General features: G+C 62.8%; 13 protein-coding genes. 7 read left to right on the top strand and 6 right to left on the bottom strand.

Translation table 11 applies throughout. The annotated features are described in order from the left end of the window. Window positions 1-11: 11 nt before the first annotated feature. Both AC1DDS_RS07605 and AC1DDS_RS07610 read right to left on the bottom strand, forming a co-directional pair. Entirely contained in the window at window positions 12-2,468 is a 2,457-nt protein-coding gene (locus AC1DDS_RS07605; protein WP_477478325.1) for a GcvT family protein, read from the bottom strand. A gap of 10 nt (window positions 2,469-2,478) precedes the next feature. Then, window positions 2,479-3,993 carry an aldehyde dehydrogenase family protein gene (locus AC1DDS_RS07610; protein WP_477478326.1) on the bottom strand — a complete coding sequence of 505 codons (1,515 nt, stop codon included), beginning with the start codon at window positions 3,991-3,993 and terminating at the stop codon, window positions 2,479-2,481. Between the two features lie 184 nt (window positions 3,994-4,177). On the opposite strand from AC1DDS_RS07610, the gene AC1DDS_RS07615 reads away from it, so the two are divergent. After that, window positions 4,178-4,768, top strand: a complete 591-nt coding sequence (locus tag AC1DDS_RS07615) for a helix-turn-helix domain-containing protein (protein WP_477478327.1) — start codon at window positions 4,178-4,180, stop codon at window positions 4,766-4,768. A 55-nt stretch (window positions 4,769-4,823) separates the two neighbouring features. On the opposite strand, the gene AC1DDS_RS07620 is transcribed toward AC1DDS_RS07615, so the two are convergent. The 3 genes from AC1DDS_RS07620 to AC1DDS_RS07630 all read right to left on the bottom strand — a co-directional run bounded on the left by AC1DDS_RS07620 (window position 4,824) and on the right by AC1DDS_RS07630 (window position 7,305). Beyond that, window positions 4,824-5,561 carry an SDR family oxidoreductase gene (locus AC1DDS_RS07620; protein WP_477478328.1) on the bottom strand — a complete coding sequence of 246 codons (738 nt, stop codon included), beginning with the start codon at window positions 5,559-5,561 and terminating at the stop codon, window positions 4,824-4,826. Window positions 5,562-5,740: 179 nt separating this feature from the next. Beyond that, window positions 5,741-6,604, bottom strand: coding sequence for a 3-deoxy-manno-octulosonate cytidylyltransferase (locus tag AC1DDS_RS07625; RefSeq protein WP_477478329.1), 864 nt, complete (start codon window positions 6,602-6,604; stop codon window positions 5,741-5,743). Between the two features lie 14 nt (window positions 6,605-6,618). Next, a complete protein-coding gene (locus AC1DDS_RS07630) occupies window positions 6,619-7,305 on the bottom strand; it encodes a glycosyltransferase (protein ID WP_310416949.1) in 687 nt (228 codons plus the stop codon). Between the two features lie 231 nt (window positions 7,306-7,536). Between AC1DDS_RS07630 and AC1DDS_RS07635 the strand changes: the two genes are divergently transcribed. After that, a complete protein-coding gene (locus AC1DDS_RS07635) occupies window positions 7,537-8,487 on the top strand; it encodes a glycosyltransferase family 92 protein (RefSeq protein WP_477478330.1) in 951 nt (316 codons plus the stop codon). A 31-nt stretch (window positions 8,488-8,518) separates the two neighbouring features. Here AC1DDS_RS07635 and AC1DDS_RS07640 read toward each other — a convergent pair whose 3' ends face one another. Next, window positions 8,519-9,244 (bottom strand): membrane-anchored protein, encoded by a 726-nt coding sequence (locus AC1DDS_RS07640; protein ID WP_477478626.1) that lies wholly within the window; start codon window positions 9,242-9,244, stop codon window positions 8,519-8,521. Window positions 9,245-9,438: 194 nt separating this feature from the next. Here AC1DDS_RS07640 and AC1DDS_RS07645 point away from each other — a divergent pair, with 194 nt between their 5' ends. From AC1DDS_RS07645 to AC1DDS_RS07665, 5 genes are all read left to right on the top strand, one after another. Further along, window positions 9,439-11,946 (top strand): heavy metal translocating P-type ATPase, encoded by a 2,508-nt coding sequence (locus AC1DDS_RS07645; protein ID WP_477478331.1) that lies wholly within the window; start codon window positions 9,439-9,441, stop codon window positions 11,944-11,946. Then, window positions 11,943-12,353, top strand: a complete 411-nt coding sequence (gene cueR / locus AC1DDS_RS07650; protein ID WP_477478332.1) for a Cu(I)-responsive transcriptional regulator — start codon at window positions 11,943-11,945, stop codon at window positions 12,351-12,353. Before AC1DDS_RS07645 ends, cueR begins: the two co-directional genes overlap by 4 nt. Before the next feature lie 95 nt (window positions 12,354-12,448). Beyond that, entirely contained in the window at window positions 12,449-13,600 is a 1,152-nt protein-coding gene (locus tag AC1DDS_RS07655) for an aromatic ring-hydroxylating oxygenase subunit alpha (protein ID WP_477478333.1), read from the top strand. 147 nt (window positions 13,601-13,747) lie between these two features. Beyond that, entirely contained in the window at window positions 13,748-15,244 is a 1,497-nt protein-coding gene (locus AC1DDS_RS07660) for a S10 family peptidase (RefSeq protein WP_477478334.1), read from the top strand. Between the two features lie 146 nt (window positions 15,245-15,390). Next, on the top strand, window positions 15,391-16,821 hold the full coding sequence (locus AC1DDS_RS07665; RefSeq protein ID WP_477478335.1) for an aldehyde dehydrogenase family protein: 1,431 nt from the start codon (window positions 15,391-15,393) through the stop codon (window positions 16,819-16,821). The last annotated feature ends 13 nt before the right edge of the window (window positions 16,822-16,834 follow it).

A 16,834-nucleotide genomic window follows, 5' to 3' on the forward strand; every position in this document is an offset into this window, starting at 1 on the left:
GCGAAAATTGGTCAGCCGCGCAGCCTGTCCCCGCTCGGGTCGTACCAGGGGCGCAGTTGCAGCCGGACCGGGTAGCGCTTCCAGGCGATCTCCACCTGCCAATGACCGGTGTCGAGCCACTCGGCGTCGATGCCGCCCGCTCGGGTGACATATCCCATCCCAAGCGAGGCCCCGATCCGGTGACCATAGGCGCCCGACGTTACCGAGCCGACGATCTCACCATCCCGCAGGATCGGCTCATTGTGGTAGAGATGCGGGGGAATGCCCTCGCTCTCGAGTCGGAGTTGGACCAGTCGCCGCTCCACCGGCCCCCTTTGACGCTGGCGCAGCAGCGCCTCCCGCCCGATAAAACCGCCCGGCTTGTCGAAGGCCACGGCAAAGCCGAGACCGGCCTGCAACGGCGTATCCTCCTCGCCGATGTCGTGGCCCCAGTGGCGATAGCCCTTTTCCATGCGCAGCGAGTTGATGGCAAAGAAGCCGCCCATCTTCAGGCCCAGCCCATCGCCGGCCTCGACCAGCTTCTCGAAGACATGGCCGGCGAATTCGGCGGGCATGTAAAGCTCCCAGCCGAGTTCGCCGACGTAGGTCAATCGGCTCGCCCGGACGCGGGCATAACCGAGGTCGATCTCGCGGCTGGCTCCGAAGGGAAAGACCGCGTCCGACAAGTCGGCGGGCGTCAGCTTCTCCAGCAGTGCCCGTGATTTTGGCCCCATCAGCGCCAGCATCGGCATGCCGGAGGTCACGTCCTGCACGAAAACCTGGGCATCGGCGGGCATTTGTCGCTTCAACCAGGCCATGTCGCGACGCTGGGACACGGCGATGGTGACCACCAGGAACGCGCTTTCCGACAGCCGAGTGACCGTCACGTCGGCCTCGATCCCGCCGACCTCGTTTAGCCACTGGGTATAGACGACGCGGCCCGGCGGAACGTCGATGTCATTGGCGCAGATGCGGTTCAAGGCTCGCTGCGCATCGCGCCCTTCAATCAGATACTTGATGAAGCAGCTGTGATCGAACAGCGTCACGTTCTCTGCCGTGTTGCGGCATTCCTCGCCGCAGGTGTCGAACCAGCTCTGCCGGCCATAGGAATAGCCGATGCTCGGCACCGTGCCCGGCGCGCCGAAGAAACCGGGGCGCTCCCAGCCCGCCGCCTCGGTCATGAAGGCGCCCATCGCGGCGAGCCGATCGTGAAACGGGCTGCGCCGCACGCCCCGCGCCGTCTCGAACTGGCGGTTCGGCCAATGCATGTCGAAGAGCAGGCCGAGGGTCTCGGTCGTCCGGTCTTCCAGATACTTCCGGTTGGACTGGAAGGCCTGCATCCGGCGCACGTCGACATCCATCAGCTCCATCGGCGGTCGACGGTCGCGGATCCAGTCCGCCAGCGCCTTGCCGACCCCGCCCGAGGAAAGGATGCCGATGGAGTTGAAGCCCGTCGCGCAGAACAGGCCCGGCACCTCCGGTGTCTCGCCCAGCAGGTAGCGGTCATCGGGAGTGAAGCTCTCGGGGCCGTTGAAAAACAGCTGGATGCCAGTGCGTTCCAGCACCGGCACACGTCGCGTCGCCGTCTCGAGATAGGGGGCGATGTGCTCGATATCTTCGGGCACGGTGCCGAAGCTGAAATCCTCAGGGATGCCCTTTTGGCCCCACGGCTTGGCGTTCGGCTCGAAGAAGCCGACGAGCAGCTTGCCCGCATCCTCCTTGTAGTAGGTCCACTCGTCGCCCAGGAAGAGCACCGGCAGGTTGCGCGGCAACCCCGCGACGGGCTCGGTGACGATGTAGAAGTGCTCAGCCGCATGCAGGGGAATGGTGACGCCCGCCTCGGCGGCCAGGTCGCGCGACCACATCCCGCCGCACAGGACGACAGTGTTTGCGCGGATCGGCCCCTTGGCGGTCATCACACCCGCAGCCTTGCCGTTCTCGACCAGAATTTTCGTAACGCCGGTGTTTTCGAAGATCCGTGCCCCGCGCATCCGCGCGCCGCGGGCATAGGCCTGGGTGACATCGGCGGGGTTCACTTGCCCGTCATGAGGAAACCAAAAGCCTCCGACGATGCCCTCGGTGCTGATGGGGTCCCAACGTTCCTTGATGTCTCCCGGCGTCACCGCCTCCACCGGCAGGCCGAAATTCCGGCCCATCGATGCGCCGCGGGCCAATTCCTCGTAGCGCGCGGGCGTGTTGGCGACGCGGAGCGAGCCGTTTCGCTTGAACCCGGTCGCCTGCCCCGTTTCGGCTTCCAACTCGCCGAACAGTTCGCCCGTGTACTTGGCGAGTTCCGTCATGCGGCGCGTGGCACGCAGTTGGGTCACAAGACCCGCTGCGTGCCAGGTGGTGCCGCTCGTCAGTTGCTTGCGCTCACAAAGCACCACATCGGTGATGCCGAGCTTTGTCAGGTGGTAGGCGACCGAACAGCCGGCCACCCCTCCGCCGACGATCACCACCTCGGTACGATCCGGGAATTCCGCCGCCATCGCGCGCTCCTTAGCTCAGTGTGCCCGGATAGCTTTCCGCGCGGGCATAGGGAAACCACCAGAAGTCCTGTTTGCTTGCGCTCGGATCGATCATCACGAACTTGGTGTTCTGGAACTGGCTCAGCCCTTCTGGGCCAAGCTGCCGGCCGTTGCCAGAGAGTTTCCGGCCTCCGAAGGGTAGCGCGTCATTGTCGAGGAGTGGTGCATTGATCCAGAGGATGCCCGACTGGATCTCCCGGACCGCCCGGAAGGTCTCGTCGGTATCGCAACTGTAGAGGTTGGCGCCCAGGCCGTAGTCCGAGCGGTTGGCCAGTTCGATCGCCTCGTCGAAGCTCTTCACCCGGCAGATTGGCGCGACCGGGCCGAAGGATTCCTCCTGCAGGATCGACATATCGGGCGTGACCTCGGTCAGCACAGACGGTTCCACGAACCAGCCCTTGTTCTGGCCGGCCGGACGCCCGCCGCCCGTCGCGATTTTCGCCCCCTGTTTGCGGGCATTGGCCATCAGCGCCTCGAAACGCTCCCGCTGGCGACGGGTGGCCATCGGCCCCATGTCGACCTCTTCCAGCCCATTGCCAATGCGCAGTTTCCTCGCCTCCTGCACCAGAAGTTCGACGAACTGATCATGGACCGCCTCATGCACATAGAACCGCTCGGCCGAAGTGCAGACCTGCCCACAATTGAGATAGGCCGCGAACGCCGCTCCCCGCGCCGCGATCTCCAGCGGCGCCGAGGGCATGACGATGAAAGGGTCGTTGCCCGAGGCCTCGATCAGACAGGGCTTGAAGGTTTCCGCGCAGGTCCGTGCCACGGCCTGCCCCACAGAGACGGAACCGGTATAGGCCACGCCATGCGTCTTCCGGCTGGCGACCAGCCGCTGCGCCACGCGCGGACCGCCTGTCACGCATTGCATCAGCCCCGCCGGCAGCGGGCCGAACAGCTCCATGAATTTCAGCGTGGTAATGCTGGTTTGCTCATGCGGCTTCACGATCACCGCATTGCCCGCGGCCAGCGCGGCCGCCGCCTCCCAGCAAAGAAGCACCAGAGGATAGTTGAACGGCAGGATGATGACGACGGTGCCAAGCGGTTCCTTCACCGCAAAATGAAACTGGCCGGGAACCGTCGTGCCTGCGATGCGGCCGGCCTCATGACGCGCGACTTCGGCATAATAGTCCATCGCGGTCGCACACCACGACACTTCGTCTAGGGCTTCCTTGTAGGGCTTCCCCTCTTCCCGTGTCAGGTATTCCGCATAGAGCCCCTTGTCGCGCCTCATCACGGCAGCGATCTCGTGCATGACCACGGCGCGGCTGCGCATGTCGATCGCATTCCAGTCTTTTCCGGCGACCAACGCCGCTTCCATCGCAGCATCCACCTCGGCATCGGTCGCATCCGCAATTTCGGCGATGCGGTCTTCGGTGGCCGGGTCGATCACGTCGAGCCGCTCGCTGGCGGCGCTCGCCACGAACTGGCCGCCGAGGAAAAGCTTGCCTGAAAGCTTGCCTAAGGTTTCAATGGCGCTCAAAGGTCCCTCCCAGATATAGTGTTTGATTTTTTTACAAACATGTCACGAAATTTTGAACAGTCAAGCGCCGACATGCGTGCCGTTGCCATTGACGCGCCCGGTTGCATTGCGCATATCGCCTTCAACACCATTCCGCGGTGGGCGTTGCATGCAGGAGAGTGGCAGGATGGGGCGGAGACCAGCTTTGGCAAAGGATGAGGCGAGCGCTGGCAACGCTGTTGATGCCAGCGATCTTGATATTGGCGCGAGGTTGCGCGCGGTGCGCAAGCGCGCGGGTCTGTCGCAGCGGGAACTGGCAAAGCGGGCGGGCGTCACGAACTCGACGATCTCGCTGATCGAGCAGGAGGCACACTCCCCTTCGCTCGCTTCGCTGCACCGGATTCTCTCGGCCGTGCCGATCTCGATGGCCGATTTCTTTACCCTGCCCTCGTCACAGCAGAACGTGTTGTTCTACGACCATGACGATCTGGCGGTGGTTGCGCGCGGCGAGGCTGACCTGCGGGTGCTGGCCGCCGAGCGGCGCGACAAGAACCTTCAGATGTTCATCGAGCGCTACCAGCCGGGGGCGGGAACCGGTGACGAGCCCATCGCCCATGACGGCGAGACGGCAGCGGTCGTGCTGACCGGAACGATCGAAGTCACGGTTGGCGACGTGACGCGCGTGCTGCGGCGCGGGGGAGGCTATCAGCTGATCGGACGCCAGCCCTACACCCTGCGCAATATCGGCCGCACCGTCGCGGTCGTCGCCTGCGCCTGCACACCACCCATGCTTTGACTGGCAACTTGCTTTCCGGCGACTTCTCGCTTCGGTGTCCACGCATGCATGCCGCTCAATGGCTGTTCATGCGCTCGAACATCGCCTCGCCCTGCTTGCGGGTATTGACCGACGTGCCAACCAGCACTTCGTCCTTGTCTGCTTCCAGTTGGCGGAGGACTTCTGCGGCGAAATCATCAGCGGACATCATATATTGCTGTGCGGCTCGGGCGCTACGCCTGCCGCCACCGAGGTCCGTGTCGACAATGGGAGGGACAATCTCTACGACCTTGATGCCGCTTTCCTTCAATTGATGACGCAGGGAGAGCGTCAAGGAGTGAAGAGCGGCTTTGGTGGCGCTGTAAACGGGTAGTTCAGCGATTGGTACGAATGCCAGCCCCGAGCTGACGCTGGCGATTACGGCGTGTCGCTGTCGGTGTAAGAGCGGCAGAAGCTCGCTGATCAAGTGGATCGGAGCCGTGAAGTTGATGGCAACCTCTTGATCGAGACTGGCGAATGCGCCGCTCTCCCAAAACGAGCGGCGATGCTGAACGCCGGCATTGTTGATCAACACATTAAGGGTGGGCTGATGGCTGTTCAGCCACTTCACCATAGCCTGCCTGCTTCCAGAATCAGCGACGTCGCAGACCTGCGTCACCAATGCAGGCACGGCCGCCTGCGCCTTTGCAAGGGCCGCCTGGCGCCGCCCGCAAATAATGACCCGGTTGCCGCGCTGTGAAAGCCTTTTGGCCAGAGCGAAACCAATTCCGCTCGCGCCACCGGTGATCAGGATGGTGTTGTCCGTCAAGTTCATCGTCGCACATCCTGTATTAGAATAGACGAGCGCGGACGAAAATCCGAGTCCCGGCGCTATTCCATCAGGCTTTTTGAGCACTATGACACAGGGGCGGTGGTGCCGTTCTCCAGTCCTGCCGTTCCTTGTTGCACCGGAAAGCGGCTGTCCTCGGTGATTGCCGCTTGGCGGGAAATCGGTCAGCTGCGATTCGACCGTCGTTTCAAAAACCCTGGCTTGAGCCCTCGCAGCAGATTGTCCGCCGCGCGGATGAAGCTTGTCAGCGATATCAGCTTGTCGACTTCACTGTCGGTGTTGGAGAGCCGTTCCGACAGCACTTCGGACGCGGTGAGTGCAATTTCTGCCGGAGAGATCTCAGGAAATCGCTCGGCGAGCGAGCGATAGGCGTTGACGCCCACACCACCATGGATGGCAATTCGGTCAAGCCGCGCCATCAGGCGAAGAAAGACCTGCTCGAAGGTCCAGTCGTGGACGGACACGACCCGCCACTGCTCGGTCCGTCTGGCCGAAAAGCCGGCCAGTGTGATGATGGAGGCCAGCCTCAGTTCGCTCAACCACACGGTGACAGCAAAGCCGCTCGTCGGCGTCTTGCCCGCGGTATAAAAATCATCGAAGTGCCCGAGCAGGTCCAGATGGCCGGTCGGGGCGTTCTTGAAGTCCGCCGCCGTATTGAGCCTCTCCTCCGCATTGAGCCTGATGTTCATGATGCCGAGAAAATCAGCCGTTTCGAAGAAGGACAGGACCTCCTCCACTTCACCGCGGTAGACGATATTCGCCCCGCGCGGTTGCCCTCGCGAAACAAGCAGGGCGTGTCCGCGGAAAGGCTGATCCAACACCTTGAACACCCGGTTGAAGAACACGAACAGAGCCGTGGGCGGATACTGGGTGCGCAGTGCCGCGACGTCCACAGCAGCGCTGTTGGCGACAAGGACGATATGGGTGTAGGAGGAAAAGAGCTGGCTCCATTCTTCCGGCCGCGTCCGTCCCGCGGCCGCCCCCGGCGGAGGCAGGCCCTGGTCCGCGGGCTGGCCCGGCGTTTCCACGACGGCGATCCCGGCTACTTCTGCTGCACCGAAACGACGCGATCGCGCATCGCAAACCATTCCGGCGCATAGTCGTCGTTACGGTACTCGTCGAAATAGGGGCCGCCATCGGTGAAATGGACGAGGTTGGCGTCCTCGCGGTACTCGTACTCGTTGACCAGATAGTTCCAAACGACCGGGATTGCGCCGATCTGCTCATCGTTTGCGAGCCACTTGAACTGGTGCAACTGGAGCCCGGTGGCGGTGTTGACGTAGTCCCGGGTCAACGCCTCGCATCTGGCGTTGTTGAACAGGATCATGCTCGACCAGTTCTTCTTTTCATATTTCGTTTGCGTCTGGCCGAGAAACTTCGTCTCGACCTTCGGGACGTAGTCATGCTTGACGCACATCGCAGCATATCTGTCATCCCGAAGGGACCAGAGCTTGGCGATATCCGCACGGGCAAGCATGTCGCAATCCATGAAGATGCTCCAGCCCTCGTAGTTGCTAAGGTATGGCACAAGAAACCGGGAAAAGGAAAATTCCGTCGACTGCAACGGATTGCGTTCGCGGTTGAAAATCCCGCCGAGATTGTTGAGGACGATCGGAAAAAACGCCACTGGGGCGCTGGAATGTTCAACTATGCTTTGACAAAGGACGTGATAAGCGACAATTTCTTTGGAATCGAAGCCGATAAAAATGCGTATAAGGTCGTCTTTCATGCCGATACCTTCCGCTTTCTTCCGCCTGTGGCGCTTCACTTAGTTCATCTACTGCCCTTAATTCGAATTCCGATACTGTAGCCGCTTTTAGGTGTGCATGAGGACTGGAGTGATGTCAATGCGAAGCGGCCGCGTGGATGAAGGCGCGGGCGGCACTAGGTCTGGCCCGGAGGTCTGCCGGGCCGTATAGTACCGACCTCGCCCGTGTGCGCGCTGGCCTATGGAGGCAAAATGCGCTGGTTTGGCAGAAACAGAAGCGGCATCAAGGCACTTTCCATTACACCGCCGGCGCCCGATCCCGGACGAAGGGGAATTGCCATTGCCGTCTGCATCAAGAACGAGGGGCACTACATCGAAGAATGGGTCCGCTTCCACAGGGCCGTCGGTGTTTGCCATTTCATTGTCTATGACAATGAATCAACGGATGAGACCTGTGACATTCTCCACCGCATCCTGAAGCCTCAGGAGTTGACCATCGTGCCCTGGGCCGGCCGGATCGTGTCGGGCAAGACGGACCAACTCATCGATGGGCAGGTGCACGCCTTCGCCCATGCCATTCTCAACTTCGGCTGCCGCTTTCGCCGGATGGCGTTTATCGACGCCGACGAGTTCCTGTTGCCGCGAAAGGGGGCGACGATCGAAGACGCTCTCGTCGCGACCGGCGATTTCCCCAACGTCTCGCTCCCCTGGCACATGTTCGGAACCAGCGGGCACAAGACCAGGCCCGCCGGACCTGTCGTCAAAAACTACACGAGACGGTGCGCCGATCCGCTCGCACGTCAGGAACACTCGAGCAACTTCAAATGCATTGTGGATCCCTGCGAGGTCGTGGAGGTGACGATCCATCAGTTCAAGACGCGCCAGTTCGGCGACCTGACGATGAACGATGCAGGCTTTCGGACCAGCCGACGCGGGCGCAAGGAACGGCAGTTTTATTCCAACGCCTACCTCCAGCTCAATCACTACTACAGCAAGTCCGAGGAGGAGTTGGCCGCAAAGATGGCGCGTGGCTCCAATTATGTTGTTTCCGCAGAACGGTTTGCGGAAAAGATCAGGGTCACGATGCAGAACATCCAGCAGTCCGAGGTGGAGGATCGCGCCATGGTCGATTTCATCGCCGCCCATGGTATTAAACTGCACGACGATGAGCTCGCCGGTTGGGAAAGCGCGGTGCAGCAATAAGGAGGACGCCAAGCGATCCGGTGGCCGACTGTCAGCCCTCTCCGTTCCAAAGCGGTATTCCGCTTAATTCGGCGACATCCGGGTCGGCGGTAAAGATGGGGTAGCGGCGGTCACGGAGGGCCTGGAGAGCCTTCTGATCCATATCCTTGTGGAAGCGCGGCAAATTTTCCTGATTATAGACATGGCCGTTCGCTTGCGGGCTGATGCCGGTCAGGATCACCGCCCGCGCGCCGTTATAGAGGGCGAACAGGGCTGCATAGATGCCGTTCGAGCACTTGTCTTCCCGATCCAGTTCGCCGCTCGTCAGACCGCACATGCGATCGAGAAGGGCCATGCGCTGATAGCGGTCGATAAGGCGCAGGTCGTCATACTGGTAGTCGAAGGCTTGCAGTCCCTCCCGCAAGGAAGGCAGCCCCTCGCGCCAGAGCAGGACATAGAGCGCGCCGGTGCGCTGGCCCTTCAGAACGCGCCTGACCTCCAGCGCATTCGTGTTGTCTCCGCGAACCTGGTTGAACATCATGAAGGTGATGTCGGGCTTTTCCATCCCCCACTTTGCCGTCACCATCTGGGATCCATTGACGGTGATCACCCGAAAACGCTCGTCGAAACCGGCCGGTCTGTTCGAAGTGGGCGCGGACCCGACCACGACCACTGGGCCATCGAAGGGCGCAGATGCCAGCGGCGGGCGCGGCCGAAGCAGGTTGTACTTGATCCGGCGATAGAGCCGGGTCTTGATGTCCGTGAACGTCACGCTGATCCACCCATCCGTAATCCGCCCGGCTAAAATTAATCCCGCATTGCGTGCCACTGTCAATGTGCGTGCATGGGGCCGGCGAACACATGTGCCATGGGAATTGCAGCGGGAAAGCCGAAAGCGAACTCGGAAAAGAATCTCTTGACCTTGACATCATGGGAAGGTGCACGATCTGGGCAAAGAAAGGAGCGTGCATCATGCTCACAGTCAACGAGCCGGAGGACCGGCAGACGATCAAGCTCTCCATCGAGGACATGACATGTGCCTCGTGTGTCCGCCGGGTCGAGAAGGCAATCGAAAACGTGCCGGGCGTTGCGGGGGCGGCGGTCAATCTCGCGAACGAGAAGGCCGACGTGACGTTCACCGGCAGGCCGGATGTGTCGGCCGTCGCCGAAGCGGTCCGTGCGGCGGGCTATGGCATTGCCGAGGAGACGCTGGAGTTTCCGGTCGAGGGGATGACCTGCGCGTCCTGCATCGGTCGGGTCGAGAAGGCGTTGAAAGCCGTGCCCGGCGTGATCGACGCCAGCGCAAATCTTGCGAACGAGCACGCCCGGGTTCGCTTCCTTCGCGGTGCCGTAACCTTCGACGATCTGGCGCTGGCAATCGAGAAGACGGGTTATCGGGCCGTGCGCGAGGCCGCCACGACCGATACACCTTCCGACGAGGACCGCCGCGCCGGCGAGATCGCTGCACTCCGCCGCGCGCTGATCGTCGCTGCCGTGCTGACCACCCCCCTCTTCGTCATCGAGATGGGTGCGCATGCGGTGCCGGCCTTCGGGCACTACATCCATGAAACACTCGGCATGCAGACGAGCCGCGTGATCCAGTTCGTCCTGGCGACGCTCGTGCTGGCGGGACCGGGTTTGCGCTTCTTCAAGAAGGGGGTTCCGAGCCTCCTGCGGGGCGCGCCGGACATGAATGCGCTGGTGGTGATCGGCACCGCAGCCGCCTGGAGCTTTTCCACCGTCGCGACCTTCGCGCCCGGCCTGCTTCCGGGCGGCGCGGCCAACGTCTATTTCGAGGCGGCGGCCGTCATCGTCACGCTGATCCTCGCGGGGCGTTACCTGGAAGCGCGCGCCAAGGGGCGCACCGGCGAAGCGATCCGCCACCTGGCCGGCCTTCGCGCCACATCCGCCCGAATCCTGAAGGACGGACAGCCGGTGGACGTTCCGCTCGAGGCCGTCATTCCAGGCGACATCGTGCTGGTGCGTCCGGGCGAGAAGGTCGCGGTCGATGGCGAGGTGACGGAGGGCCGTTCCTACGTCGACGAATCAATGATCACCGGCGAGCCGATGCCGGTCGAGCGCAAGGCGGGCGACCTCGTCACCGGCGGCACGATGAACACGACCGGATCGTTTTCCTTCCGCGCCACCCGCGTCGGCGCCGATACGGTGCTGTCGCAGATCATCCGTATGGTCGAGGACGCGCAAGCGGCGAAATTGCCGATCCAGGCGCTGGTTGACCGTGTCACCGGATGGTTCGTACCGGTGATCATCGTGGTCGCAGTCGCCACCTTCGGTCTCTGGTATGCGTTGGGCCCGAGCCCGGCGCTGGCGCATGCGTTGGTCGCAGCCGTCGCCGTCCTGATCATCGCCTGCCCCTGCGCGATGGGGCTTGCGACGCCGACCTCGATCATCACCGGCACCGGCCGCGCGGCCGAGCTCGGCGTGCTGTTCCGCCAGGGCACGGCGCTGCAGACGCTGGAATCGACCAATGTCGTCGCCGTCGACAAGACTGGCACGCTGACACTGGGTCGGCCTGAACTGACGGAGATCATCCCCAACGGCGGCTTCAATCGCAACGAAGTGCTTTCGCTGGTCGCCGCCGCGGAGGTCCGTTCCGAGCATCCGATTGCGCTCGCGATCCATGAGGCGGCGAAGGCGGAAGGGCTGGACATCCCGGCCGCGGAAGCCTTCGAGGCAAATTCCGGCCGAGGCATCTCGGCAATCGTCGCCGGCCACAAGGTCGACGCCGGCTCGGTTGGGTTCATGGCGATGCTCGGGCTGGACGTCACGCCGTTCGCAAGGGATGCGGAGCGGCTGGCCGCGCAGGGCGCCTCGCCGCTCTATGCGGCCATCGACGGCAACCTTGCCGCCCTCTTCGCCGTCACCGATCCGGTCAAGCCGACGACGAAGGAGGCGATCGCACAATTGAAGGCGCTGGACGTCGAGGTGGCGATGATCACCGGCGACAACCGTCGCACGGCCGAGGCCGTCGCCGCCATGCTCGGCATCGACAAGGTGATGGCCGAGGTTCTGCCGGACGGAAAGGTCGCCGCGGTGAAGTCTCTCTCTGAAGGCGGCAGGAAGAAGGTCGCGTTCGTCGGCGACGGCATCAACGACGCCCCGGCGCTTGCCGCAGCCGACACCGGCATTGCCATCGGCACCGGCACCGACGTCGCGATCGAAAGCGCCGACATCGTGCTGATGGCCGGCGACATGCGCGGGGTTGCCACCGGCATTGCCCTGTCCAGGGCGACGATGCGCAACATCCGCCAGAACCTGTTCTGGGCCTTCGGCTACAACGTTGCGCTAATCCCGGTCGCCGCCGGTGTGCTCTATCCAGCCTTCGGCATCCTGTTGTCGCCGGCGATCGCGGCAGGCGCGATGGCGCTGTCCAGCGTCTTCGTCGTCAGCAATGCACTCCGGTTGAAGCGGTTCCGTCCGGCCGGGAACGCCGGCAAGACCAAGGAGAGTTTGGCATGAACATCGGCGAAGCGGCTGCGGCCACTGGCGTGACCGCAAAGATGATCCGCCACTATGAAGCGATCGGCCTCATCAACGAGGCCGGTCGAACCGGCTCGGGCTATCGCACCTACGGGCCAAAGGATCTCGCTACCCTCACCTTCATCCGCCGCGCCCGCGACCTGGGCTTTTCCATTGCCCAGATCCGCGATCTGCTGGCGCTCTGGCAGGATCGCGGCCGCGCATCGGCGGACGTCAAGCGCATCGCCGCCACGCATATCGACGAGTTGACCGCGAAGATGCGCCAGTTGCAGGAGATGGTGATGACGCTGCAGCATCTTTCAGCCCATTGCCAGGGGGATGACCGGCCGGACTGCCCCATCCTCGATCGATTGGCGACGGGTGAGGACGGCAGGGCCTGCCACTAGACGTCAACATTGATTGACAGTTCATTCAATCCGGATGAGATTTATCTTTGGATTTCAGCTTGTTCGCCATGACATGTCTGCTGGGGAGGTAAACAATGAACGAAATCAGTGGGCTACTGCCCGAGTCCCCTCTCCTTGATCGCTGCCCGCCCTCTCTTCCCGCGCGCGCCTATTTCGATCCGGGCTGGTACGCAGCCGAAGAGAAGGCGATCTGGCGCCGGCACTGGATCTATGTCGGGCGGGACAACGACCTGCCGCCGATGACGATGCGGCGGCTCGCCGTCGGCGGGCAGAACCTCATTCTCGTCAAGGACCGCGACGGCAACCTCACCGCCTTCCACAACACCTGCCGGCATCGTGGCGCCGAGCTTTGTTCGACGGACGAAAAGAGCCTGAAGTCGAAGCTCATCGCCTGCCCCTATCATCAATGGAGCTACAGTTTGTCGGGCGACCTGGTGCGCACGCCCTTCGTGTCCGCCACGTCCGACTTCAGAAAAGAGGATCACGGCCTCTTCCGGGTGCATGTCCGCGAATGGAACGGCTTCCTCTTCCTCTGTCTGGCCGACGACCCGCCGGATTTCGCAGCGGCTCCCGATCTCGGCCCGGACGCGCTCGACAACTGGCCGATGCGGAACCTCGTCACCGGCCACACCTGGATCAAGGAACTTGCCTGCAACTGGAAGATTTTCTGGGAGAATTACAACGAGTGCCTGCACTGCCCGGGCATCCATCCGGAGTTGTCGGAGATGGTGCCGATCTACTCCAAGGGCTACATGGCGCCGAACGAGGCTCCGGACTGGCGACCCGAGACCGATCGGCACGATCCGGTTCTGAAGGCGGGCGCGAAAAGCTGGACGACGGACGGCCGGCCTTGCGGTCCTGAATTTGCAGGTCTCACCGACGCTGAGCGCGACGCCGGGCAGACGTTCGTCACCCTGGTGCCGACGATGTTCATCGTGGCTCACGTCGACTATGTCCGGGTCGTCTCGCTGCGCCCGCTCGGACCGGAACGGACGGAGCTGAAGGCTGAATGGCTCTTCCTGCCCGACACGCTTGCTGCACCGGGGTTCAACCTGGAAAACGTCGTGAACTTTGCCAGCCTGGTCATGCGTCAGGACGGAGAAGCCTGCGAAATGAACCAGCGCGGACTGAAGAGCGAGAAATTCAAGCGCGGCACCCTGATGCCGCAGGAATTCGAGGTCCACCGCTTCCAGCAATGGGTGCAGGGAGCAATGGAAGGGGAGTAGCGGCGCAGTTCCGAGTGTCTCCGCCGATTTCGTCGCGCCGGTCAGGATGGGAGGTCCGCGCCGCAATCAATTTGTATTGAGTTCCGATAGGCCGTCGCCGTCCCTAGACTGATGCGGCATTGGGAGACGAGCGAAAGGAGCCCGGCTTTGCGTTTTCAATCTCTCGTGGCGGTCATCGCCCTGCTTTTTCTTGCCGTCCCCTCACCCCTGCAGGCAAAGGATCGAGGCGACGACCAAAGCCAGGAGCAGGACAGCGGACTCATGAGTCTGCTGCCCGCCGACGCCGTCACTAGGCATGTATTGAAGCTTTCGAGCGGTGAAATTGCCTATACGGCCACCGCGGGGACGCTCGAACTGCGCAATCAGGACGGCAAGACAACCGCCAAGATCTTCTATACTGCCTACCTGGCAGAGGCCGCAGCGGCAGAGCGTCCGATCACCTTTGGCTTCAACGGCGGCCCCGGTGCGGCGTCCGCCTACCTCCATCTCGGGCTGGTCGGTCCGCGGCTCCTCGAGTTCGATGCACACAATCGCGACGGCACGCAGCCGCGGCTGACCGACAATCCGGACAGTTGGCTCGCTTTCACAGACCTCGTGCTGATCGATCCGGTGGGTACGGGCTGGAGCCGCGCAGCCGGAAAGGACGCGGAACCAGCCTATTACGGCGTGCGTCAGGACGCCGAGAGCCTGGCAAAAGCCATAGCGCTCTACATTCAGCAAAACGGCCGTATCGCTTCGCCGAAATTTCTCCTGGGCGAAAGCTATGGCGGCCTCCGCGCGGCCAAGGTGGCAACCGCGCTGAAGGACGAACAGGGGATCGTCGTCTCGGGGATCGTCATGGTCTCGCCGCTGATCGATGGCCGGTTTGTCCTGGGTCCGTCCGACGATCCGTTGGGTGCGGCCCTGCAATTTCCCTCGTTGGTCGCGGCGGAGCTGGAACGCAAGGCTGCGTTCAGTGAACAGGCGATAGCCGAGGCGGAAAGGTTCGCGATGGGCGACTATCTCGTGTCGCTTGCCGGTCCCGCCCCCACGGGAGAGACCGGCGACCGCTTCTACGCACGCATCGCGCAACTGACCGGCATCAAACAGGAGGCCGTCGCCCGGTCCAGGGGATTTGTCGGCGACATCTACACGAAGAACCTCGCCGCAGCGGAGGGCAGGTTCGTGAGCCCCTATGATGCCGGCCTCTTCATTGCCGATCCCTATCCGGAAACGCCGGTCGACCGCGGGGCGGATCCTATTCTGGATGGCTATACGCGAGCGTATGGCGCGGCCTTCGCGAGTTACGCCCATGACGAACTACGCTTTTCGACCGAGCTGTCCTATCGCCTTCTCAACAAGGACGTGAACCGGCGCTGGGACTGGGATGGCGCGCGTTCAGACGTCAGCGCCGTGCGGGATCTACGCAACCTGTTGTCGGTGGTTCCGTCGTTTCGGCTCCTCGTGGCGCACGGCTACAGTGACACGCTAACCCCTTATGGCGCCAGCCGCTATGTCATCGATCACCTGCCGCCTTCGCTCTCCTCCGGACGCGCGGACCTCAAGGTCTATCGCGGCGGCCACATGTTCTACACCGAGCCCGACGAGCGGCAGAAATTCACCGCCGATGTGCGGAACTTCTACGCCGGGTCTGGCAAGGACTGATCGAAAACCCATCACACTTTGAATAATGTGATCAAATTAATTTCCGCCGAGCTATTGCTCTTTGTCGCGGAGAAGTCGACAGTCGCGCGGACTCGCCAACCGGCTCGGTGGGGCGAAATTCGGAATAAATGCGACGGGAGGAAAACATGCTCGACAAGCGCAAGTTCTACATCGACGGCAAGTGGGTCGATCCGCTGAAGGCCAACGATCTTGAGGTCATCAATCCGGCGACGGAGAAGCCGATCGCCTGGATTTCGATGGGCACGGCAGCCGATATCGATCGCGCAGTCGCTGCGGCCAAGAAGGCCTTCGCTACCTACAGCCAGACGAGCGTGGACGATCGCATCGCGCTTCTGGAGAAGCTGCTTTCGATCTACAAGCGCCGCTACGACGAGATGGCCCGCACGATCACGCTTGAGCTTGGCGCACCGATCACCATGAGCACCGAGCAGCAGGCGGACGTCGGCGTCGGTCACCTGCAGGGCTTCATCGATGCGCTGAAGGGACTGAAGAGCCGTGACGTGCTTCCGAACGGCGACGTGGTTCGGCGCGAGCCGATCGGTGTCTGCGGCCTGATCACGCCCTGGAACTGGCCGATCAACCAGATCGCGCTGAAGGTTGTCCCGGCGCTAGCGACCGGCTGCACCTGCGTGCTCAAGCCCTCCGAGTTCACGCCGCTGAATGCCCTGCTCTATGCCGAGATGGTCCATGAAGCCGGATTCCCGGCCGGCACCTTCAACTTGGTCAACGGCGACGGCATCGAATGCGGCGCGGCCCTTTCCAAGCACAAGGACATCGACATGATGTCGTTCACCGGCTCCACCCGCGCCGGCATTGCCGTGAGCAAGGATGCGGCCGAGACCGTCAAGCGCGTGACGCTCGAACTCGGCGGCAAGTCGCCGAACCTGGTGTTCGAGGATGCCGACCTGGAAGATCGCGTCGCCGGCAGCGTGGCCGAGTGCTTCAACAACTCCGGCCAGTCCTGCGACGCGCCGACCCGGATGCTGGTGCAGCGTTCGGTGTACGACAAGGCCGTCGCGATCGCGGAGAAAGCAGGCAAGGCCGCCACGGTCGGCAACCCTGAGAACGAAGGCAGCCACATCGGGCCGCTCGTCTCGCACATCCAGTTCGGCCGCGTTCAGGCGCTGATCGAGGCGGGTGTTGCCGAAGGCGCGCGCGTGCTGGTTGGCGGCCCGGGCAAGCCGCAAGGCTTCGAGACCGGCTACTTCGTCAAGCCGACGATCTTCGCCGACGTCAACAACAACATGCGCATCGCGCGTGAAGAGGTGTTCGGTCCGGTCCTGGCAATCATCCCCTTCGATACCGAAGAGGAAGCGATCGCGATCGCCAACGATACGAACTATGGCCTTGCCGCCTATGTCCAGACAGGCGATCCGGATCGCGCCGAGCGTGTCGCCGCGCGCCTTCGCGCCGGCATGGTCCACATCAATGGCGGGCCGCACCGCTACGGCAGCCCCTTCGGCGGCTTCAAGCAGTCGGGCAACGGCCGCGAAGGCGGCATGTTCGGGCTCGAGGACTTCCTTGAGGTCAAGACGGTGCATCGCCCGGATGCATGATTGACATCGTCCG

This window comes from Mycoplana sp. 10N416, assembly GCF_056394765.1.